The organism is Bifidobacterium amazonense, assembly GCF_018555435.2.
Lineage (GTDB): Bacteria > Actinomycetota > Actinomycetes > Actinomycetales > Bifidobacteriaceae > Bifidobacterium > Bifidobacterium amazonense.
On the sequence record NZ_JAFEJT020000054.1, the window covers coordinates 1 to 22,567 of the forward strand.

Sequence of the window (22,567 nt, forward strand, 5' to 3'; positions counted from 1 at the left end):
CCATCCGCATGGCCTACGGCTTCCACCACGTCACCAACCTCATCGCACTCATCATGCTCAGATGCGGCGGACTCAACATCCAACTACCAACACCAACAAACTAACCCACGAAAACAACAGAAGCCTCGCGATTGTTGAGGCAAATGCCGGCAAAACGGCCTGCGACACCCCGTGTTCTCGGTATATTGACTCGATTTTTGACGCGCCGGAAGCGCCGGCGTAAGGTGAATCGCATGATTTCAATGTTGAAGATCGTACAGCCGCACCTTGATGCCACGGAGCGCGTGGCCGACAAGACCGTCACCTTCGCCGAGATCGATTCGACGCACGCGCAGGCGCGTCGCATGATCGAGTCCGGCGACATCGCGCGCGACGCCGAGCGCGGCATCTCGATCTCCGTGGTCGCGGCGGACAGCCAGACGAACGGTCTGGCGCGATTCGGACGCCCGTGGATCAGCAACCCGGGCCATTCGTTCACGATGTCGTTCATCGCCGTGATCCCGCGCGCGGTCGCCGAGGACGAGCTGATCAACGGCTGGCTGTCGATGATCGCCGGGCTCGCCACGCTCGACGCGCTCGAGAACACGCTCGACGAATGCGGCGCGCACTCGTTCTACTCGGACTGCGGGTTCAATCTCAAATGGCCGAACGACGTGTACTGCCACGGTCTGAAGCTCGGCGGCACGTTCACCGAGTCGGTGCCGCTGCCCGACGACGACGTGAGCATGGCGGTCGTCTTCAGCATCGGCATCAACCTGATGATGCCGGCCGACCGTCTGCCCACCGCGCAGGCCACGTCGCTGCAGATGCACTTCGCGCCGCTGCCGCCCATCGAGACGTTGCGCGACATGATCGCCGCGCGTCTGGTCGAGTCGCTGCGCACACGCCTTGAATCGTTCGTGGAGATGCCGATCGTGCAGGCGAGCCGCCTGCGTTCGGAGATGCGCCACGTGTGCTGGATGATGGGACGCGACGTCGAGGCGCAGCTCATCGACGGCAGCGAGGTGCGCGGCACGGTCGTCGCGCTCAACGACGACGCGTCGATCAGCGTGCGGCTCGCCTCCGGCGACACGCAGGACCTGCTCGCCAGCGAGGTCAGCGTCCTCTCCTGACGGTCCGTCGACCGTCCGGCTTCGTCGTATTGCGGTATCGCGCTGTCACATGCTACCGGCAGATGACATGCGCTGTGTGTGATACGCCGCGGCAGCACCGGCATCTGCGTGTGGGAATCCGACGATCTGATCCACTGGTCGAACGAGCGTGTCGTCGACGTCGCCTCGGCCGTGCGCGCCGGAAACGCGTGGGTCCCGCGCGCGATCTGGGACGGCTCGCGCGGCAAGTATCTGACGTACTGGTCCAGCTGCACGCCGGGCGACGACTATGCCAGACAGCGCATCTGGGCCGCGTGGACGCGCGACTTCACGACGTTCGGCGAACCGTTCGTGCTCGTCGAACGCGACCATGCCGTCATCGACGCCGCGTTGTGCGTGCGCGGCGGCCGCATCGTCGCGCTCACCGCAGCCGAGATGGAGCGGCTTGCCGGGCTTGGCCTGGTTGAGTTCGCGGGGTGATGCGCGCGGTCTCGTCGTGCCATTGAACGGTCGGACGGTGAGTAACGGTCCGTCTGGCGGTGACCGGTCGGACGGCGGTAGGCTGATGGCATGAGCGAGTTTGCTGATGACGATGTGTTGGACGGTGCCTATGGTGCGGATGCCGTTCGCCGCGCGGCCGTGCGGATGCCGCGCACGGTTGCGGCGGTGGGCGGCGGGGTGCTGCTGTTCGACGAGATCGGGTCGACGAATACGATGGCGCGCGAGATGGTTGCGGCTGGGCGTTCGGTTGCCGTGGTCGCCGCCGACCGGCAGACCGCGGGGCGCGGACGGCTCGACCATACGTGGACGAGCGCGCCGGGGGAGTCGTTCACCGTTTCGTTCGTCGCTCGTGCGCCGCGCGCGATCGCGACCGACGAACGGGTGAACGGATGGCTGCAGATGATCGCCGGCCTTGCCGCGCTCGACGCGATCCGTGCGGCGGTGTGCGATGCGAATGACGGCAAGTTGATGCTCAAGTGGCCGAACGACCTGTTCTGCGACGGGCGCAAACTGGGCGGCATCCTCGCTGAAATGGTGATGTCGCCGGCTGCTTTCGACGTGTCTGCGGACGACGCGGATGACGACGTGGCTCTCGTCTTCGGCATCGGCATCAATCTCGACGTGCCGGCCGACCGCCTGCCCACCGCGCAGGCCACGTCGCTGCAACTGAACTACGATCTGCGCGGCAATGCCGCTGCCGATGCGGCCGATTCGGGCAATGCGGCCGTGACCGACGCGGACACGTTGCGCGATCGGATCGCCGCCGGCATTGCCGCCGGGCTGCGCTCGCGGATCGCCGCGTTCGCCGCCGACCCCCGCGATCAGGCCGCGACGCTGCTTGAGGAGACGCGTCAGGTGTGCTGGACGCTCGGCCATGAGGTCGAGGCGCATTTCACGGACGGCTCCACCCTGCGCGGCGAAGCGCTGGCCCTGAACGCCGACGCCTCGCTCATGATCCGCACCCCGGACGGCAAAACCCACGTCGTGCGCACCGCCGACGTGGGCGTGCTGGCATGACGTGGGAATGCGACGGGTCGTTAACTCAAGCTGATTGACTGACCGGTGCTCGTTGCACCGATCATCGACGCAGCGAGGCCGCGCCGGCGACGACCAGGGAGGCGACGGCGGACTTGACGACGTCGCCGATGATGAACGGCATCGAGGCGAGGATGATCGCGGGCAGGGGAGCGCCGGTGAGCACGGCCTGCACGGCGAAGCCGAACACGTAGACGACGGCCACGCAGCCGATCATCGCGGCCGCGAAGTAGCGCAGCGACGTCAGCGCGAAGACGCGCGCCGCAGCGGCGGGATGCGCGTCGACGGTGCGACGAACCGTGCCCTTGAGCAGTGCGGTCGCGATCACGCCCGGCAGGAAGCCGATCAGGAAGCCGGCGGATGGGCCGAGCAGGGCGGCGGTGGACGAGCTGCCGGCGAACACCGGCAGTCCGGCCGCACCGGCCGCCAGGTACAGCGCCACGGCGGCGCCGGCCTGACGCCAGTCCATCGTGAGAGCGGCGACCATGACCACGAAGGTCTGCAGCGTGATCGGCACCGGAGTGCCCGGGATCGGCACCGCGCCGGCGGCGGAGGCGAGCCACAGCAGCACGGCGAACGCGACCGGCTTGGCGACGGCGAGAGCGGTACGGCGGACGCGGCTGTTCGAGGCCGCGGAAGTGGTGATGGATGGCATGATGGTTCCCCTTGTTTGAGTAAGCGAATCTGACGAAAATTCATGATTTGTCTTGCAAAAGCGTGCACTTTCGTCAAGTTACAAGGCCTCAGGCTAGACCTGCGATGTTGCGGTTACGTTTGTGTAGCTTTACAAAAGATCGTCCGGAATTTTGTTGAGATCGTTCCCATGCGTTTTCAGTAAACGGGTCTATATTTTGACGCCATGACGCAAAATGTCAAAAAACTATTGATTGCGAACCGAGGTGAGATCGCCCTGCGCGTGGTGCGGACCGCACGCGAAATGGGCATCGCCACGGTGGCGGTCTACGCCGAACAGGACCGCGAGGCGCCCTACGTGGCGCTCGCCGACGAGGCGTACCTGCTGCCCGGCGACACCTACAAGGACACGTATCTCAACGAGGACCTGCTCATCGACGTGCTGCGCCGATCCGGCGCGAACGCGGTGCACCCGGGCTACGGCTTCCTCTCCGAAGTCGCCTCCTTCGCCGCCAAGGTGAGCGAGGCCGGCGCCATATGGGTCGGCCCGAGCCCCGAGGCCCTGACCGATCTCGGCGACAAGATCACCGCCCGCCGCGTCGCCACGCGCGCCAAAGTGCCGCCCGTGCCCGGACTCAACGAGTCGGTCGGCGATATCCGCGCGCTCTACGATTTCGCGCACACGCACGGCTATCCGATCATGATGAAGCGCACCGACGGGGGCGGCGGACGCGGCATCACCATCGTGCGCAGCGACGACGAGCTGCGCGGCTTCTACATGAACCACGACGCGCTGCAGGGCGGCGATCTCAACGAATACTTCGTCGAACGATTCATCGACAAGGGACGCCACGTCGAAACGCAGTGCGGACGCGACTCGCACGGCCGCTTCGCCGTCTACTCGACACGCGACTGCAGCGTGCAGCGCCGCAACCAGAAACTCATCGAGGAGGCGCCCGCCCCGTTCCTGCCCGAAGGCGTGCACGACCAGCTCGTGCGCTACTCGCGGGCCCTGTTCGACGCGGTCGGCTACGTCGGCCTCGGCACCTGCGAGTTCATGCTCACCGACACCGGCAAGGTGTACTTCCTCGAAGTCAACCCGCGACTGCAGGTCGAACACACGGTCAGCGAGGAGGTGAGCGGCCTCGACCTCGTGCGCGAACAGATCACCATCGCCGACGGCGGCGCGCTCACCGAGCCGCCCGAGCCGCGCGGCCACAGCTTCGAACTGCGCATCACCTGCGAGGATCCGGCCAAGAACCTCACCCCCAGCTCCGGCACGCTCACCAGGCTCGACTGGCCGTCCGGCCCCGGCATTCGCGTCGACTCCGGCGTGGTGGAAGGCGACACGATCTCGCCGAAGTTCGATTCGATGATGGGCAAGCTCGTCGTCACCGCACAGAACCGCGAGGCCGCCGTGGCGCGCGTGCGCCGCGCGCTCGGCGAACTGCACGTCGAAGGCGTGCCCACGCCCGCCAGCCTGTTCGATCAGGTGTTCCGCGACGACGAATTCACCGCCGAACACGGGCATCCGTTCGACATCAGCACCAAATGGCTCGAACGCAAGTACCTCAACCGCGAGGCGAACGCGACGCGCGCCGGCCAGCCCGCATCGCTCAGCGCCGGTGCGGCCGGAAACGCCGCCGGCGCGGGCTCTGCGGCGGAGGCGAAGCCGACGCCGACCGAAACGTTCGTGATCGAAATGAACGACAAGCGCGTCAAGCTCACCGTGCCGCTCGACATCGTCGAGAACATCACCGGTTCGGCCCGCGCCCGCGGCGCCCAACGTCCGACCCAGCCGTTGCGCGGGGCCGGCCTGCACCGCGCGGACTCCGCCCAGCAGAAGACCGCCGAACGGCCGGGCGTGATCGCCGCGCCGATGCAGGCGGTCGTCACGCGCATCAACGTGGCCGAAGGGCAGCATGTCGCCAAGGGCGACCTGCTCGTCGTGCTCGAGTCGATGAAGATGGAGAACTACGTGTACGCGCCGGCCGCCGGCACCGTCACGAAGATCTTCGTCGGACCGGCCACCGGCGTCGAGGCGGGGGAGACGCTCGTCACGCTCGACGTGGACGGCGCGAACGCGAAACCGAAGACGGACGGCGGCACGTCCGACGCGACACGGAAGGGGGATGCGCAATGACCGACATCATGCAGTCGCCCGCCGTGCAACGATACATGACGCAGACCGCCGCGGCGAACGCGGACGGCGCTGCGGCTGGCAGTGCAGGCGCGCACACGGGCGGACCGGCCGCCGGATCGACGGCCGCGTCGGGCAGCGCCGCGACCGTGCCCGTCGACGGCCAGCAGCCGATCCGCGCGGCCGTCGCCCGCGCCGCCGAACTCGCGCGCGACGCCGAGGCGCACGCCCGCGAGCGCCAGCACGTCAAAGGCAAGAACACGGCCCGCGAACGGCTCGACCTGCTGCTCGACACCGGCACGTTCGAGGAGATCGGCCGCTTCGCCGGCGGCGACATCAACAACGGCAAGGCCGGCGCGGCCGTCATCACCGGATTCGGCGACGTGTACGGACGCAAGGTGGCCGTCTACGCGCAGGACTTCTCGGTGCGCGGCGGCACACTGGGACGCGCGGAAGGCGAGAAGATCTGCCGTCTCATGGACAAGGCGCTCGAACTCAAGGTGCCGATCGTCGCGCTCATCGACTCCGGCGGCGCGCGCATCCAAGAGGGCGTCGCGGCGCTCACGCAATACGGGCACATCTTCCGCCGCACGTGCAAGGCGAGCGGCTTCGTGCCGCAGATCTCCATCATCCTCGGGCCGTGCGCGGGCGGCGCGGTCTACTGCCCGGCCCTGACGGACCTGATCATCATGACCCGCGAGCATTCGAACATGTTCGTCACCGGACCGGACGTGGTCAAGGCCGCGACCGGCGAGGTCATCAGCATGGACGATCTCGGCGGCGGACTCGTGCACAACCGCGTCTCCGGCGTCGCGCACTATCTCGGCGAGGACGAGGCGGACGCGATCGACTACGCGCGCACCGTGCTCGCCTACCTGCCGTCGAGCTCTGACGACGAGCCGCCGACGTACGCGTACGCCGTCACGCGAGCCGAACGCGACACCGCGCAGCGACTTGCGACGATCGTGCCCGACAACGACCGCCAGCCGTACGACATGCTCGACGTGATCCGTTGCATCGTCGACTACGGCGAGTTCGTGCAGGTGCAGGAGCTGTTCGCCGGATCCGCGGTCGTCGGATTCGCATGCATCGAAGGGCACCCGGTCGGCGTGGTCGCGAACCAGCCGAACGTGAACGCCGGCATCCTCGACGTCGACTCGTCCGAAAAGGTCGCGCGGTTCGTGCGGTTGTGCGACGCGTTCAACCTGCCTGTCATCACGCTCGTGGACACGCCCGGATACAAGCCGGGCGCCGAACAGGAGCACGCCGGCATCATCCGGCGCGGCGCGAAGGTGATCTACGCGTACGGCAACGCGCAGGTGCCGATGATCACCGTCGTGCTGCGCAAGGCGTTCGGCGGCGCGTACATCGTGATGGGCTCCAAGGCGATCGGCGCGGACATGAACTTCGCGTGGCCGAGCTCGCAGATCGCGGTGCTCGGCGCGACCGGCGCGGTCAACATCATCCACCGCAAGGACCTGCAGAAGGCGAAGGAATCCGGCCGCGACGTCGATGCGCTGCGGGCGGAACTGGTCGCCGAATACCAGCGGACGACCGTCAACGCGAACCTGTCGCTCGAAACCGGACAGATCGACGCGATGATCGATCCCGAACAGACGAGGCAGGCGATCGCCGAATCGCTGCGCCTGCTCACCGGCAAACGCCGGGTGCGAGCGACCGGCAAGCACCACGGCAACCAACCCCTGTGACGGAATCGGAATCGGCCTTCGGCCGATGCTGTGTCGCTGCGACGCTCGCGCGTCGCGGAGCTCCCCCACCCGGCTTCGCCGGGAGCCCCCTCAGTGAGGGGGCCGAGGCTCCGCCAGCATCACGGCATTGCAACGGTTCAGAAACCACAAGCCATAACACGCCTTGCAGGCCCCCTCACTAGGACATCGCCGTGAAGCAAACCGCGGAGCTGTTTGTAGGCGATGTGCGAGCCGACAGGCGAGCCAGCAAAGCGCGGGCGAAGCCCGTCCATGATTGCAGGATGCTGTCAGCGAAGCTGACTGGGGGAGCTTCGCGGCCGTAAGGCCGCCAACAACACAGCATCGAGCGAAAGCGCGATTCCGCAGCGGCACGGCGATCCTATCCAAATACTTCAGACCATCAACTCACGTAAGGAACACCAATGACCACATTCTTCCTGAACAAACTGGCGAACGAGCCGCATGCGCTCGCGTTCGCCGGACAGTCCACGCCGTGGACCGTCGCGCTCACCGACGAAACCGCCGATCCGACCATCGACGCCGCGCTGCGCGGACATGCGGCAGCCGCCGACGCGAAACTCGCGCCGGTCGCCGCCGACCTGCTCGCCACCACCGGCCGCACGACCGACCTGTTCGCCACGGCCGCGGCCAACGCGAACCCGGCCAAACTCGGAGCGGCCGCCGACGCGACCGTGTCCGTGCCCGGCATCGCGCTCGCCCAGCTCGGCGCGCTCATCGACGCGAACGCGCTCGGCTACGACGTCGCCACGGCGCATCCCGTCGCCGTGCTCGGCCATTCGCAGGGCATCATCGCCGCCGCGCTCGTTCGCGCCATCCGCGAGGCCGGCTCGATCGACGCGGCAACCGACGCGATCGACGAGATCCTCGCCGTCGCCAAGCTCATCGGCGTCGCCGGTACGCGCCGCGTGCGCGAACTCGCGCTCGCCCCGCGCCTCGTCGTCGCCTCCGCGGACGAGGCGGCCACGCCGATGCTGTCCGTCAAGGACGCGACGCGCGCGCAGGTCGACGCGCTGATCGCACGCGTCGCCAAGGCCGGCACGCGCGGCCCGATCGCCGTGGCCGTCACCAATTCCGACAGCCACGTCGTGCTCTCCGGCTACCCGCAGGATCTTGCCGCGTTCGCGATCGCCGCCGGCAAGGAGCATAAGAAGCAGGCCAAGCTGCGTGCCGACAAGGTGCGCGGCGGCCGTGCGTTCGCGCCCGTGCTCGAATACCTCGACGTGACGCTGCCGTTCCACAGCCCGCTTATGGCCGACGCGGTCGAACAGACCGTCGCATGGGCTGGTGCGTGCGGGCTGAACGTTGAACTCGCGCGCGAACTGGCCGCCGAAGTGCTGCTCAACCACGTCGACTGGGCTGGCCGCGTGCGCGACCTGCTCGCCGCGGGCGACCCGTCCAAGCTGTGGATCGTGGACTTCGGCCCCGGCCAGACCGTCGGCAAGCTGATCTCCACCGTCGCGCAGGGCACCGGCGTGGGCGTGGTCGAAGCGTCCTCGCAGGCCGACCGCGCGAAGCTGTCCACGCTCGAGTCCGACCCGGAGCGCACGCAGGACTGGCGTGCGTTCGCGCCGCGCATCGTGCGCACGCCGGCGGGGGAGAAGGTGCTCACCCGCTTCTCCGAACTCACCGGCAAGGCGCCCGTGCTGCTCGCCGGCATGACCCCGACTACCGTCGACCCGGAGATCGTCGCGGCGGCCGCCAATGCCGGCTATTGGGCGGAGCTCGCGGGCGGCGGCCAGGTGACCGCCGACGTGTTCAACCGCCACGCCGCGCGCCTCGAGGAACTGCTCGAGGAGGGTCGCACGGTCGAGTTCAACGCGATGTTCATGGACCGCTACCTGTGGAACCTGCAGTTCGGCGCGCAGCGCATCGTGCCGAAGAAGCGCGCGTCCGGCACGCCGATCGACGGCGTGGTCGTCTCTGCCGGCATCCCCGAGCTCGACGAGGCGGTCGAACTGATCCGCTCGCTCAACGCGGACGGCTTCCCGTACGTGTGCTTCAAACCGGGCACCGTCGACCAGATCCGACAGGTGATCCGCATCGCGGCCGCCGTCGCGCCCGTCAAGATCATCATGGAGGTCGAAGGCGGTTCCGCCGGCGGCCACCACAGCTGGGAGTCGCTCGACGACCTGCTGCTGACCACGTATGCGCAGGTGCGTGCGCAGGACAACCTTGTGCTCGTCGCCGGCGGCGGCATCGGCACACCGGAACGCGGCGCCGACTACATTTCCGGCGACTGGTCCGTGCGCTACGGCCGGCCGAAGATGCCGGTGGACGGCGTGCTCGTCGGCACCGCGGCCATGACCGCGAAGGAGGCGCACACCAGCCCGCAGGTCAAGCGGATGCTCGTCGAAACGCCCGGCATCCCGGCTTCGACCGGAGTCGCCGGTGCTTCCGGAGCTTCCGGCGATCCGGCCGTGGACGACGATCCGTTCGCGCCGCTCGGCGAACGCTGGGTGCCCAGCGGCAAGGCCGTCGGCGGCGTCAGCTCCGGCCTGAGCCACCTGCACGCCGACATCTACGAGCTCGAGAACTCGTCCGCCGCATGCGGCCGCCTGCTCGTGCGCGTGATGAAGCACCCCGAGGAGCTCGAATCGCGCCGCGACGAGATCATCGCCGCGCTCGACAAGACCGCCAAGCCGTACTTCGGCGACCTTGCGACCATGACCTACCTCGAGTGGGCGAAACGTTTCGCGACGCTCGCGTTCCCGTGGGTCGACCCGACGTACGCCGACCGGTTCCTGCACCTGCTGCAGCGCATCGAAGCGCGCGTGTCCGACGTGGACAACGGCGAGATCACGTCGCTGTTCGCCTCGCGCGCCGACGTCGAATCCGATCCGTTCGCCGCGATCGACAGGCTCGCCGCCGCGTATCCGCAGGCCGGCTCGCTCAAGGTCGTGCCGGCCGACGAGGCATGGTTCCCGGTGCTCGTGCGCGAATATCCGAAGCCGATGCCGTTCGTGCCGGTCATCGACCACGACCTGCTGCGCTGGTGGGGTCAGGACCAGCTGTGGCAGTCCGAGGATCCGCGCTATTCCGCGGATTCCGTGCGCATCATTCCGGGACCGATCTCCGTGGCCGGCATCACCACCGTCGACGAGCCGATCGCCAGCATCCTCGGCCGGTTCGAATCCGCGATGGTTGAACGCGTGGCCGGCGAGGGCGAGGCCGCCGAACCGTCCGCGTTCTCGCAGCTCGGTGCCGCGAAGGACGCCGAGGACTACATCCGCAAGTCGCCGAACATCTCGTGGGTTGGTCACGTCACGGCCAATCCGGCGTACGGCACGGCCAACAGCGACCCGCACTACGAGATCACCAAGGCGGGGGAGCGCGACGGCGCCGAACTGTTCGACCTCGACATCCACCTCGACACCCACTGGGACAACGATCCGAACGGCGGCCTCGACAAGCACGCCGTGCGCGACATCGTCGTACCGCTCATCGTGCGCCCCGGCGAATCCGGACTGCTGCCGGTCGTCGACCGCGAGCGCCTGCCCGAACACGTCTACGCGATGCTCGCCGCAACCGCCGGCATCGGCAACACGGCCATCACCGGCGACAAGCTCGAGGCGATGCCCGAGATCGTGGCTGTCGCGGGCAGGCTGTTCGGCGAAGCGCACGCGACTTACACGCTGTCGGCGAACCTCGGTTTCGATCACGAGGCCGCGACCGCGGGCCAGCTGCCGGGCGATCTTATCGCCTCGCGCATCGCGCCCGACGCGCTGGTTGGCCCGGCCTGGCCGGCGATCTACGCGGCGCTCGGCTCGGTCATGGTCGACGGCTTCCCGATCATCGAGGGGCTGCTCAACGCCGTCCATCTCGACCATCTCATCGAACTCGACGTCACCGAAGCGGAACTGCTGCGCCACGTCGGTGAGACGGTCAGCCTCACGTCGTGGGCCGAACCGTACGCCGAATCCGCGTCCGGCCGCGTCGTGACCATCCACGTCGTCCACACGGCCGCCGACGGCACCGCGCTCGCGCACGAGACCGAACGGTTCGCGATTCGCGGCCGCGCATACTCCGACGCGCTGCCGGAAACCGCGCCGGACAACGGCAACTGGCTGGCGTTGCACGACGCTGAGATCGCGCCGAGTGTGCGCCGTATCCTGCGCCGCGTCACCGTCACCGCACCGGACGACATGACTGCGTTCGCCCGCACCTCCGGCGACTTCAACCCGATCCACACCTCCGTGCGCGGTGCGCACATCTCCGGACTCAAGGCGCCGCTCGTGCACGGCATGTGGCTGTCGGCCGTCGCCCAGCACGTCGCGCAAGCTGTCGATTCCAAGGGTGCGCACTACGAGATCGCCGGATGGACGTACAACATGTACGGCATGGTCCAGCTGAACGACCGTGTCGAGATCACTGTCGAACGCGTCGGCAAGGTACGTCACGGCGGACTCGCGCTCGAAGTGACCTGCCGCATCGACGGACAGATTGTTTCACGTGGAACAGCGGTGACGCGCGCGCCGATCAGCGCGTTCGTTTACCCCGGCCAGGGCATCCAGAAGCAGGGCATGGTGCTCGACGAACGCGCCAAGTCCGCCGCCGCCCGCGACGTATGGGAGCGCGCCGACCGGCTCACCCGTTCCAAGCTCGGGTTCTCGATCCTCGCCCTCGTGCGCGACAATCCGAAGGAGCTCACCGCCAACGGCGTCACCTACCGCCATCCCGAAGGGCTGCTCAACCTCACGCAGTTCACGCAGGTCGCGCTCGCGACCGTCGCGTTCGCCCAGACCGCGCGTCTGCGCGAGGCCGGCGCAGACATCTGGCCGTCGTACTTCGCGGGCCACTCGCTCGGCGAATACAACGCGCTGAGCTCGTTCGCCGGCGTGATCCCGCTCGAGACCGTGCTCGAACTCGTGTTCCACCGCGGCTCGACGATGCACCACCTCATCCCGCGCGACGCGCAGGGCCGCTCAAACTACCGCATGGGCGCGCTGCGTCCGAACCAGTTCGGCGTGGGTGACGACGGCGTGAAGGAATACGTCGAGTCGGTCGCCAAGGCGAGCGGCGAGTTCCTGCAGATCGTCAACTACAACCTCGCCGGCGCGCAGTACGCGGTGGCCGGCACGATCGCCGGACTCAAGGCGCTGCAGGCCGATTCCGCCCGCCGCGTCGCCGAATACGGCGGCAAGCCGGCGTTCATGCTCGTGCCCGGCATCGACGTGCCGTTCCACTCCACGCTGCTCAGGAAGGGCGTGCCGGAGTTCCGCGACAAGCTCGACGCGCTGTTGCCTGCGCACATCGACTACCGCGGGCGTCTGGTCGGCCGGTACATCCCGAACCTGGTCGCCTGCCCGTTCGAGATGACGAAGGAATTCGCGGCGAAGATCCTCGAGGTCGTGCCGTCGGAGCGCATCAAGGACGCGCTCGACAACCCGGCCGTGTGGGACTCCTACACCGCCGACGACCAGAAGCTCGGACGACTGCTGCTCACCGAACTGCTCAGCTGGCAGTTCGCCTCGCCGGTGCGCTGGATCGAGACGCAGGCGCTGATGTTCGGCGACCGCACGGCCGGCGGGCTCGGCGTCGAGGAGTACGTCGAGGTCGGTCTCGGCAACGCGCCGACGCTCGCGAACCTCGGCTCGAAAACCCTGCGCCTGCCGCAATTCGCGGGCCGCTCCGTCGCCGTCTACAACGTAGGCCGCGACGAGGGCCGCGTGTATATGACCGACACTGACTCGCTCGCGCCGGATGTTGCGGATGATGCGGCTGTTGCCGTGGAGTCCTCTTCGGCTGTCGCGGCTTCGTCTGGGGCTGCGGCTTCGACCCCCTCGTCTCAGTCTGAGAAGCTGGCGGCAGCCTCGGCCCCCTCGGCTGAGGGCCGAGCCGTGAAGCAAACGCCGGAGGCGTTTGTAGGCGAGGTGCGAGCGACAGCGAGCCAGCATAGCGCGGCCGAAGGCCGTCCTCAATTGCAGGACGCTGTCAGCCGTAGGCTGACTGGGGGAGCGTCCGCGGCGTCAGCCGCCGACAACACTACATCGGCCGCAGATCGATCCTCCTCTCCGGCCGCCGGTGATGCCGTCGCCCAACTCGGCTCCGCGCCCGCCGGCCCGGCGGAAGACCTGCCCTTCCACGCCTCCGACGCGATCGGCGTGCTCATGGCCTACTCCGCCAAGGTGCGCCTCGACCAGATCGGCGCGTCCGACACCACCGACACGCTCACCAACGGCGTCTCGTCCCGCCGCAACCAGCTGCTCATGGACATCAGCTCCGAGCTTGGCGTGGCCAGCGTCGACGGCGCGGCCGAAGCGACGCTCACGCAGCTTGCGCAGATCGTCAACAAGGCCGCCCCGAACTACAAGCCGTTCGGTCCGGTCCTCTCCGACGCGATCCGCGACCGCATGCGCGCCCTGTTCGGCGCGGCCGGTGTCAAGCCCGCGCACATCCGCGAGCGCGTCACCGGCGTATGGGGCCTCGGCGAAGGCTGGGTGGCCGCCGTCACCGCGGCGCTTCTGCTCGACACCCGCGAGGGCGCCAGCTCGCGCGGCGGTGATCTCGCGAAGCTGCCGACCGGCGCCGCCGCCAATGCCGGCGCCGCCGACAAGCTCATCGACGACGCGGTCGCGCTGGTCGGCCAGACCAAGGGCGTGGCCGTTTCCAAGCCGTCCGCGGGCGGTACGGCCGGGGGAGCGGTGGTTGATTCCGCCGCGCTCGACGCGTTCGCCGCGAAGGTCACCGGCAAGGATGGCGTGCTCGCGACCGCCGCACGCACCGTGCTCAACCAGCTCGGAATCGCCGCGCCGGCCGTCGACTTCGACGCCGACGAGGCCGCACGCAACGCGGCCGTGGTCGCGACCGTCACCGCGGAGCTCGGCTCCGACTGGCCGCAGCAGGTCGAACCCCGCTTCGACGCGAACAAGGCGATCCTGTTCGACGACCGTTGGGCGTCCGCCCGCGAGGACCTCGCCCGCGCGTTCTACGACGGCGATCCGGCGCTCCTTGACGGCAGCTTCCGCGGCCTCGGCAAGGCCGTCGCCGACGAGGCCGCATGGTTCGCCGGCAAGTCGTTCGGCGATGTAAAGTCCGCATTCGAACGCATCGCCGCCGAGGCGACGCAACCCGAATCCGATGACCCGGCCGCATCGCGCTTCGCCGGCGACATCGCCGTGGTCACCGGCGTGGCGCCCAACTCGATCGCGGCGCAGGTCGTCGCCGGCCTCCTCGCAGGCGGCGCGACCGTCATCGCCACGTCGCACAGCTTCAAGCCGTCCGTCAAGGCGTGGGCGAAACTCACGTACCGCACGCACGCAACGGCCGGTGCCAAGCTCTGGCTCGTCCCGGCGAACCTGTCCAGCTACCGCGACGTCGACGCGCTCGTGCAGTGGATCGGCAACGAGCAGAAGAAGACAAGCGGCGCGACGACCACGATCCTCAAGCCCGCGTACGAGCCGACCCTGTTCTTCCCGTTCGCCGCGCCGCCGGTGCACGGCACGATGGCCGACTCCGGTGAGCTGTTCGAATCGCAGGCGCGACTCATGCTGTGGGGCGTCGAACGTGCGATCGCCGGACTCGCGGCGATCGGCGCGGACACCGACGTGCAGCACAGGATGCACGTCGTGCTGCCCGGCTCGCCCAACCGCGGCGTGTTCGGCGGCGACGGCGCGTACGGCGAGGTCAAGTCCGCGTTCGACGCGATCGTGCGTCGCGCGCACGCCGAACGCGTGTGGTCCGACCGCGTCACGTTCGCCCATCCGAAGATCGGCTGGGTGCGCGGCACCGGACTGATGGGCGGCAACGATCCGCTCGTCGCCGTCGTCGAAAAGCACGGCATCCGCACGTACTCGACCGAGGAGATCGCGACGCGACTGCTCGACCTGTGCACCGCCGAATCGCGCGCGGCCGCCGCGAAGGCCCCGCTCGACGTCGACCTGACCGGCGGTCTCGGCAGCGAACCGATCGACATCCGCGCCCTGCGCTCCGAAGCCGAAGCCGACGCCCGTCAGGAAGCCGGCGGAGCTCCGCGGCCGCAGGCCGCCGACAATACGGCATCGGCCGCAGGTCGATCCGACACCCAAGCCCAGCCCGGCGCAACCCTCAAGGCCCTGCCGACTCCGCACGTCCCCGCCCAGCCGACCGTCGACCTCGCCGACTGGCGGCACGTCACCGCGCGTCCGGAGGACGAGGTCGTGATCGTCTCCATCGGCGAACTCGGCCCGTGGGGTTCCGGCCGCACCCGCGCCGAAGCCGAACTCGGCATCCACTCCGACGGCACCGTCGACCTGTCGGCCGGCGCCGTGCTCGAACTCGCGTGGAACATGGGTCTGCTCACCTGGCAGGACAGCCCGAAGCCCGGCTGGTACGACACCGACGGCAACCTCGTGCCCGAGGAGGACATCCACGACCGTTACCACGACGAGGTCGTGGCCCGCTCCGGCATCCGCCCGTTCGAAACCGGCATGGGCAACGACTACCGGTCCGCGGACGACGGCAAGTCCGGCAACGACGAGGAGGAGGCCGAGGTCTACCTCGACCACGACGTCACCTTCTCCGTGCCCGACGAGCAGGCCGCGCGCGAATACGTCACGCTCGACGCGGCGCACACGTCCGTCGCGCAGGATCCCGAATCTGGCGAGTGGAACGTGACCCGCCACGCCGGCTCGATGATCCGCGTGCCGCGCCGAGCCACGATGACCCGCACGGTCGGCGGCCAGTTCCCCGACGGCTTCGACCCGGTCAAGTGGGGTATCCCCGCCTCGATGGTCGGCGACGTGGACCGCATCGCGCTGTGGAACATCGTTACCACCGTGGACGCCTACCTGTCCGCCGGTTTCACACCGGTCGAGATCCTGCAGGCCATCCACCCGTCGATGGTGGCGAGCACGCAGGGCACCGGCTTCGGCGGCATGATGTCGATGCGCAAGCTGTACCTCGACCGCTTCCTCAACCACGAGATCCCCACCGACATCCTGCAGGAGGCGCTGCCGAACGTCGTCGCCGCGCACGTCATGCAGTCGTACGTCGGCGGCTACGGCAACATGATCCAGCCGGTCTCCGCCTGCGCGACCGCCGCGGTCTCGCTCGAGGAGGGCTTCGACAAGATCAAGCTCGGCAAGGCCGACTTCGTGGTCACCGGCGCGATCGACGACATCGGCGTGGAATCCGTGATCGGCTTCGGCAACATGAACGCCACCGCGAACTCCGCCGAAATGTACGGCAAGGGCATCGACGCGCGGTTCTTCTCCCGTGCGAACGACCGTCGCCGCGGCGGCTTCGTCGAATCGCAGGGCGGCGGCACGATCCTGCTCACGCGCGGCGACATCGCCGCACGTCTCGGCTTGCCGGTCGCGGGCGTCGTCGGCTACGTGCATTCGTTTGCGGACGGCGCGCACACGTCGATCCCGGCCCCCGGCCTCGGCGCGCTCGCCGCGGCCCGTGGCGGACGCGACTCGAAGCTCGTGCGCGACCTGGCCGCGCTCGGCGTCACGCCGGACGACATCGCCGTGGTCTCCAAGCACGACACGTCCACCAACGCGAACGATCCGAACGAATCCGAACTGCACAACACGATCGCGCACGCGATCGGCCGCACCGACGGCAACCCGCTGTTCGTCATCTCGCAGAAGACGCTCACCGGTCACGCGAAGGGCGGCGCGTGCGTGTTCCAGATCAACGGGCTCACGCAGCTGTTCCGCACCGGCGTGATCCCGGCGAACGCGGCGCTCGACTGCGTCGACCCGAAGATGGCGCGCGACGACCACATGGTGTGGCTGCGCACGCCGCTCGCGATCGGTGCCGGTGCCGCCGGACGGACGGTCAAGGCCGGACTGGCGACCTCGCTCGGATTCGGCCACGTCTCCGGATTCGCGGCGATCGTGAACCCGGGCGCGTTCGAGGCGGCCGTGGCCGCGACGGACGGTGCAGACGCGCTCGAACAGTGGCGTGAACGTGCGAACGCGCGCCTCGCCGCCGGCCAGCGCCGACTCGAGGAGGGCATGATGGGCCACGCCGCGCTGTACGAGCCGGTCGAGAACCGCCGCTTCCGCAAGGACGGCACGCGGCTGCCCGACGGCTCCCGCTACGACGCGCACGAGGTCGAGAAGGCCATGCTGCTGGATCCGAACGCCCGTCTCGGCGCGTCCGGCTTCTTCGAAGCCTGATCTCCTCGCCGGTAGCGTTCTGCGGACGCTGTCCTGTGGCGGGTTCCCACGGGGGAAGTTCCGGGCGGCGCGTATCGTCCAGTGGCTGACAATGGCTGCTGGGGGATACGCGCCGCCCGGCGCGTAACGACATGCGATTCAACAAGATGCAGGAGGCGACTGCGATGATGGGACTCGGACATGACGTGGTGGACGTGGCGGCGTTCGCCGAGCAGCTGGCGGAACCCGGCTCGCGTATGCGCGCGCTGTTCTCCGTGCGCGAGCTGCGGCAGGCCGTCGAACGAGCCCGGCAGAAGAACGACGGCGAGGCGGTGCACCTGGCGGCCAAGTGGGCCGGCAAGGAGGCGGTGCTCAAGGCGTGGTGCGAGACGATGCCGGCGTTCTCCCAGTCCCGCTCGCTGCCGTACACGATCGACGATTTTCCGTGGGCGAGGATCGAGATCCTCGACGATTCGCTCGGCGTGCCGCACGTCGTGCTCGCGGCCGACGTCGCGGAACGGCTGCGGCTGACGCTGACGGGCGGCGGATCGTCCGCGCCGACGTGGCACGTCTCGCTGTCGCATGACGGTCCGGTCGCGTCCGCGGTCGCGATGTTGCAGGTCGGCTGACGTCGTGCACTTGATCGTCGGCCGATGATCGGACCGTATCGCCCGTGACCGTGCACGTACTCAAACGGTCATGCGCGGACCCGCATGCCTGCGGCCGTATGTCGCGCCGCGTGTCGAACCGGTTTTATGTCGAACCGGTTTGATATAACGAAACCCGTACGTCAAAGGATTGACGAGAAGAAGAGCCCATCGCAGACGAAGGAGTTTCGCATATGGCACAGGCAACCGCATCCGACAGCATCTTCACCACCCGCCTCGCCCGTCACCGCGATGAGCTCGAGCGGCTGTTCATGAGCCTCTACCACGACGACGAGGCGTTCTCCACCCTGCTTGCGGCCATGGAAAGCGCCGCCAAGGACCGCCCCGCCGACCTCAAGAAGCTCGACGTCGCACGCGAGGCCGACCCCGAATGGTACAAGCGCGGCGACATGTTCGGCATGACCATGTACACCGACCTGTTCGCCGGCGACCTCAAGAAGCTCGCCGACAAGATCCCGTACCTCAAGGAGCAGAAGCTCACCTACCTGCACCTCATGCCGCTGCTGCAGATGCCGCACCCGAACAACGACGGCGGCTACGCGGTCGAGGACTTCGACAACGTCGACCCGGCCATCGGCACCAACGAGGACCTCGCCGCGCTCACCAAGAAGCTGCGCAAGGCCGGCATCAGCCTGTGCCTCGACTTCGTGATGAACCACACCGCCTCCACCCACCGCTGGGCCAAGGCCGCGCAGGCCGGCGACCCCGAGTACCAGGACTACTACTTCTGCTACGACGACCGCACCATCCCCGACCAGTACGACGCCGTCGTGCCGCAGGTCTTCCCCGGCTCCGCGCCCGGCAACTTCACCTGGAACGAGCAGATGGGCAAATGGGTCATGACCCAGTTCTACCCGTTCCAGTGGGACCTCAACTACCGCAACCCGAAGGTGCTCGTCGCCATGATGTCGAGCGTCATGCACCTGGCCAACCTCGGCGTCGAGGTGTTCCGCATCGACGCGGTGCCCTACATCTGGAAGGAGCTCGGCACCAACTGCCGGAACCTGCCCACCGTGCACACCATCGTGCGCATCCTGCGCATCATCCTCGAATGCGTGTGCCCGGCCGTCGTGCTCAAGGGCGAGGTCGTTATGGCCCCCAAGGAGCTCGCCGCCTACTTCGGCACGCCCGAGGCGCCCGAATGCCACATGCTGTACAACGTGTCGATCATGGTGAACCTGTGGAGCGCGCTCGCCAGCCAGGACACGCGCCTGCTCAAGGCGCAGATCGACAAGCTCAACGCCCTGCCCGAGAACTGCTGGTTCGTCAACTACCTGCGCTGCCACGACGACATCGGCTGGGGCCTCGACGAGGACGTGGAACGGCGGATCGGCATCGACCCGCTCAAGCACAAGGAGTTCCTGTACCACTTCTACGAGGGCGCGGTCCCCGGCAGCTGGGCCATGGGCGAACTGTACAACTACGATTCGGCCACTGCCGACGCGCGCAGCTGCGGCACCACCGCGTCGCTGTGCGGCATCGAACGCGCGATCATCACGCACGACAAGCCGGCCCTCGACAAGGCCGTCGACCGCGACCTGCTCATGCATCGCGCGATGTCGTTCCTGCGCGGCTTCCCGATGCTCAACTGCGGCGACGAAATCGCCCAGCTCAACGGCTGGGACTACAAGGAGGATCCGGACCGCATCGAAGACAGCCGCAACCTGCACCGCAGCAAGTTCGACTGGGGCAAGGCCGAGCTGCGCAGCAAGCCCGGCACGCTGCAGAACTGTCTGTGGGAAGGCATGGAGTCCCTGCGCGAGATGCGCGACGACCCGTGCTTCGCGCCCGACGCGTGGGTGTCGACGTGGGACACGTTCAACGACGCGGTGCTGGCCGTCGTCCGGCAGATCCCGGGCGAGACGATCGTCGGACTGTTCAACTTCTCCGGACAGCCGCAGCACGCCCACCTCAACGGCTCCCAGTACGTGATGGACGCGCTCGACGCCGACCTCGAACCGTATGAGGCCAAGATCGTCCGCCGCTGACGTCGGCATTCCACGATTCCCAGGAACGCAAGAACAAACGCATCGCTCGCATCCCGTGCGGGCGGTGCGTTTTGGTTTGCCCGTGTTAGAGCGTTGCTCGTATGTGAATCGTTTCATCGGGAGAGAGACCGGCATGGCCGTCATCGGCGTCAATGCATTGGTTTATCTGCACGAGCTGAACGACGGCGTTCCGCAGTCGTCGATCCTGCCGGACATCGCCGCGGTCGACCGTGCGCGGCTGGACACCGTCATGCTCGAGGATGGTGTGATCGACTGGGCGTCGCCGTTGCGTGCGCTTGACGACGACATGCCGGTGCTGCTCGAGTATCCGATCGCGCGCGACGCCGTCGCCGGGCAGCTGGCTCGGGTACGTGCCGTGGCGTAGGTGGTGTTCGATGCATGTCGTTTGCCGGGGCCGGGTTCGGTGGGTGTGCGGACCGGGGTGCGGCGCGGGATGACGGGGATCCTGCGGCTGATGCGAGGCGGCCGGGGAAGTAATCATTACATGTTGTTGTATTGTTTTACCTTGTTGACGGCGAAGGACCGCTCGACCCCGCGACGATGGAGGGCGGGGCGGACGGGAGTCTGGAAATGGTCCTAGCTGTTCTGGTTTTCGTCGGTGAGGTAGTTTTCTCCGGCGTATAGCGACCAGTCGGGTTTGGGTGTGCCGTCGATGTAGCTTTGGCGGATGCCTTGGAAGAAGTGGAGTTTTCTGAGTACCTGAAGGTGAGCGTCGTGTAGTGCCTTCTCCTGTTTGATGATTTCCTGGTGCCGGTGTTCGAGCAGGTCGACCATGGCGTCGATGTTCTCTCGTTCGCCGTTCTCGTAGGCGAAGAAGCGTTGGAGTTCGTCGATGGTCATGCCGGCCTGTTTGAAGCACAGGATGGTGCCGAGCCGGTCGATGTGCCAGTCGGTGTAGACGCGGCGTCCGCTGGTGTTTCGTTTGACGCCGGGCAGGAGGCCTGAATCCTCGTAGTATCTGAGCGTGGATTGTTCGATGTGGAATCGGTCCGCCATCTCTTTGATCCCGTACGTGTTGCTGCCCATGGTGTCCGTGGCCTTCCCTGCGATGCTGCGTGTCGTCCCTTGACCGGAAGTGTACTTGAAGAGTTTGAATGTCGGGTGAGCGTTGATCGGGCGGTGTTTCGCGAAGGAGTGGGGTATCTAATGAGACCGTTGGATGATTACAGTTTCATCAAGGGATTCAACTATGAGTACGACCGGTACGGGCATGACGTCATGGAGCGTGATTTCACGTACGCGCAGCGGTTGACGTTGAACAGTTGCCGGCCGTTCTTCCATATGAGCCGGTGGAGGGAGGACCGTGAGGGGTTCCTGGCCGAGATCCGTGATCTGGTGCGTACGGCCTGGTCGAAGGGGATTTCGACTACGCCGATTCTGATGATGCCGTATTTCGCTGATGGTCAGAAGCCGTATTGGTCGGCCCCGGCGCACAGCAACGCGCCGATCCCGGGTTGTTATGATCCGGCGAACTGGGCGATCGGCGACGCGTACGTGGCCGACGTGGTCAACGCGTTGAAGGACGAGCCGGGACTGCTGTTCTGGGACGCGTACAACGAGCCGGGGTGGCATGGTTTCCTGCAGAGCGTGGACGATCCGGTCGAGCGGGCCAGGCGGTTCGATCTGGTCTGGGCGCACGTGCGGCATGTGATCGGGGTGATCCGCGAGAATGATCCAGTCAACGCGATCGGCGTGGGCCATGTGCGTGTGGAGGACAACGAGCTGAGCGGCACGGCGGAACTGGCCGACATCATCGTCTACCACGACTACCTGCAGTCCTCGCGTCTGGTCGAGGAATCCTGCCGCAAGGCCGTCGAGATGGGCCGCAGGTATGGCAAGCCGGTCATCAACAACGAGACCGGGTGCATCTGCCGCGCCAACCCGTACGAGCTCGAGATCAGACTGTGCAACCAATACCGTATCGGCTATTACCTGTTCGAGCTGATGATCCCGGAGGAGACGAACCAGTGGAGCCGCGTGCACGGCATCGTCTATCCGGACGGGACCGTGCGCGACCCGTCGATCGTTGCCGCGATCCAAGGGTTCTTCCGCAACCGGTCCGACAGCGCGATCCTGCCCGATCTGAACCAGGAGCACGAGGTCGACCGGACGCTGGCGATCGTCAGGGAACGGCTGGAAGCGTCGGCCAGGACCGACCGCGAGCATCAGGAGGCCACGGCCGACGATCTGCTGGACGCCGCGGAACGCTGCGCGAACCTGCTGGAGGCCGGCGAGATGGTGCCGATGTACTATCCGCCGACCCGTCGCATCGAGGAATTGCGTCGCGCGCCGCACAAGGACCTGATGAAGATCCGCAACTTCACCTACGAACTGGCCAGACAACTGCAGGACAAGGGACTGGTGCTTTGAACGGCGGCATCCGCCGGAAGCCAACGGGATTTTGCCGATGACTCGAAGAGGGTTATTCGGAATGAGGTGATTACGGCAGGAACCGTAATCACCTCATTCCGAATAACCCTTAAGAAGAAGCGGAAATAACACGAAACAGCCCCAGTCGCTCGTTCGCGAGCGCCGGGGCGGTTTTTCGGAGTCTTCGCCAGTTTGTGTGGTGAGGTTGTGGGCCTCGGCGTCGTTGCCGGGGCTTTCGTGTGTGCGGGTATGAGAGGGGCGTTCTTCTGTTAGGTTTGTTTCCGCCAAGAATAGAACCGAAGAAC

The 22,567-nt window shown here is 67.3% G+C and carries 12 protein-coding genes and 1 pseudogene; 10 read left to right on the top strand and 3 right to left on the bottom strand.

What is annotated here, in order from left to right:
• Positions 1-233: 233 nt before the first annotated feature.
• From JS533_RS10780 to JS533_RS10790, 3 genes are all read left to right on the top strand, one after another.
• On the top strand, positions 234-1,112 hold the full coding sequence (locus JS533_RS10780) for a biotin--[acetyl-CoA-carboxylase] ligase (RefSeq protein ID WP_241514525.1): 879 nt from the start codon (positions 234-236) through the stop codon (positions 1,110-1,112).
• Between the two features lie 78 nt (positions 1,113-1,190).
• On the top strand, positions 1,191-1,571 hold the full coding sequence (locus tag JS533_RS10785; protein ID WP_241514526.1) for a glycoside hydrolase family protein: 381 nt from the start codon (positions 1,191-1,193) through the stop codon (positions 1,569-1,571).
• A 165-nt stretch (positions 1,572-1,736) separates the two neighbouring features.
• Positions 1,737-2,609 (top strand): biotin--[acetyl-CoA-carboxylase] ligase, encoded by an 873-nt coding sequence (locus JS533_RS10790; protein ID WP_241514542.1) that lies wholly within the window; start codon positions 1,737-1,739, stop codon positions 2,607-2,609.
• Between the two features lie 61 nt (positions 2,610-2,670).
• Here the strand turns inward: JS533_RS10790 and JS533_RS10795 are convergent, their stop codons facing one another.
• Positions 2,671-3,285, bottom strand: a complete 615-nt coding sequence (locus tag JS533_RS10795) for a biotin transporter BioY (RefSeq protein ID WP_241514543.1) — start codon at positions 3,283-3,285, stop codon at positions 2,671-2,673.
• Positions 3,286-3,486: 201 nt separating this feature from the next.
• Between JS533_RS10795 and JS533_RS10800 the strand changes: the two genes are divergently transcribed.
• The 6 genes and pseudogenes from JS533_RS10800 to JS533_RS10825 all read left to right on the top strand — a co-directional run bounded on the left by JS533_RS10800 (position 3,487) and on the right by JS533_RS10825 (position 20,256).
• Positions 3,487-5,403 carry an ATP-binding protein gene (locus JS533_RS10800; RefSeq protein WP_241514528.1) on the top strand — a complete coding sequence of 639 codons (1,917 nt, stop codon included), beginning with the start codon at positions 3,487-3,489 and terminating at the stop codon, positions 5,401-5,403.
• 164 nt (positions 5,404-5,567) lie between these two features.
• A pseudogene (locus tag JS533_RS10805) lies at positions 5,568-7,109 on the top strand (acyl-CoA carboxylase subunit beta); the annotation flags it as partial.
• 422 nt (positions 7,110-7,531) lie between these two features.
• Positions 7,532-17,236, top strand: coding sequence for a type I polyketide synthase (locus tag JS533_RS10810; protein WP_241514531.1), 9,705 nt, complete (start codon positions 7,532-7,534; stop codon positions 17,234-17,236).
• Positions 17,237-17,400: 164 nt separating this feature from the next.
• On the top strand, positions 17,401-17,844 hold the full coding sequence (locus JS533_RS10815; protein ID WP_241514544.1) for a holo-ACP synthase: 444 nt from the start codon (positions 17,401-17,403) through the stop codon (positions 17,842-17,844).
• A 212-nt stretch (positions 17,845-18,056) separates the two neighbouring features.
• Positions 18,057-19,871: an alpha-amylase family protein gene (locus JS533_RS10820; protein ID WP_241514533.1), complete on the top strand. Its 1,815-nt coding sequence runs from the start codon at positions 18,057-18,059 to the stop codon at positions 19,869-19,871.
• A 133-nt stretch (positions 19,872-20,004) separates the two neighbouring features.
• A complete protein-coding gene (locus JS533_RS10825) occupies positions 20,005-20,256 on the top strand; it encodes a hypothetical protein (RefSeq protein WP_241514535.1) in 252 nt (83 codons plus the stop codon).
• A gap of 212 nt (positions 20,257-20,468) precedes the next feature.
• On the opposite strand, the gene JS533_RS10830 is transcribed toward JS533_RS10825, so the two are convergent.
• Entirely contained in the window at positions 20,469-20,918 is a 450-nt protein-coding gene (locus JS533_RS10830) for a MerR family transcriptional regulator (protein ID WP_241514537.1), read from the bottom strand.
• Between the two features lie 120 nt (positions 20,919-21,038).
• On the opposite strand from JS533_RS10830, the gene JS533_RS10835 reads away from it, so the two are divergent.
• A complete protein-coding gene (locus JS533_RS10835; RefSeq protein WP_241514538.1) occupies positions 21,039-22,262 on the top strand; it encodes a hypothetical protein in 1,224 nt (407 codons plus the stop codon).
• Between the two features lie 93 nt (positions 22,263-22,355).
• Here JS533_RS10835 and JS533_RS10840 read toward each other — a convergent pair.
• On the bottom strand, positions 22,356-22,567 hold a 212-nt coding region (locus JS533_RS10840; RefSeq protein ID WP_241514540.1), incomplete at its 5' end, for a hypothetical protein.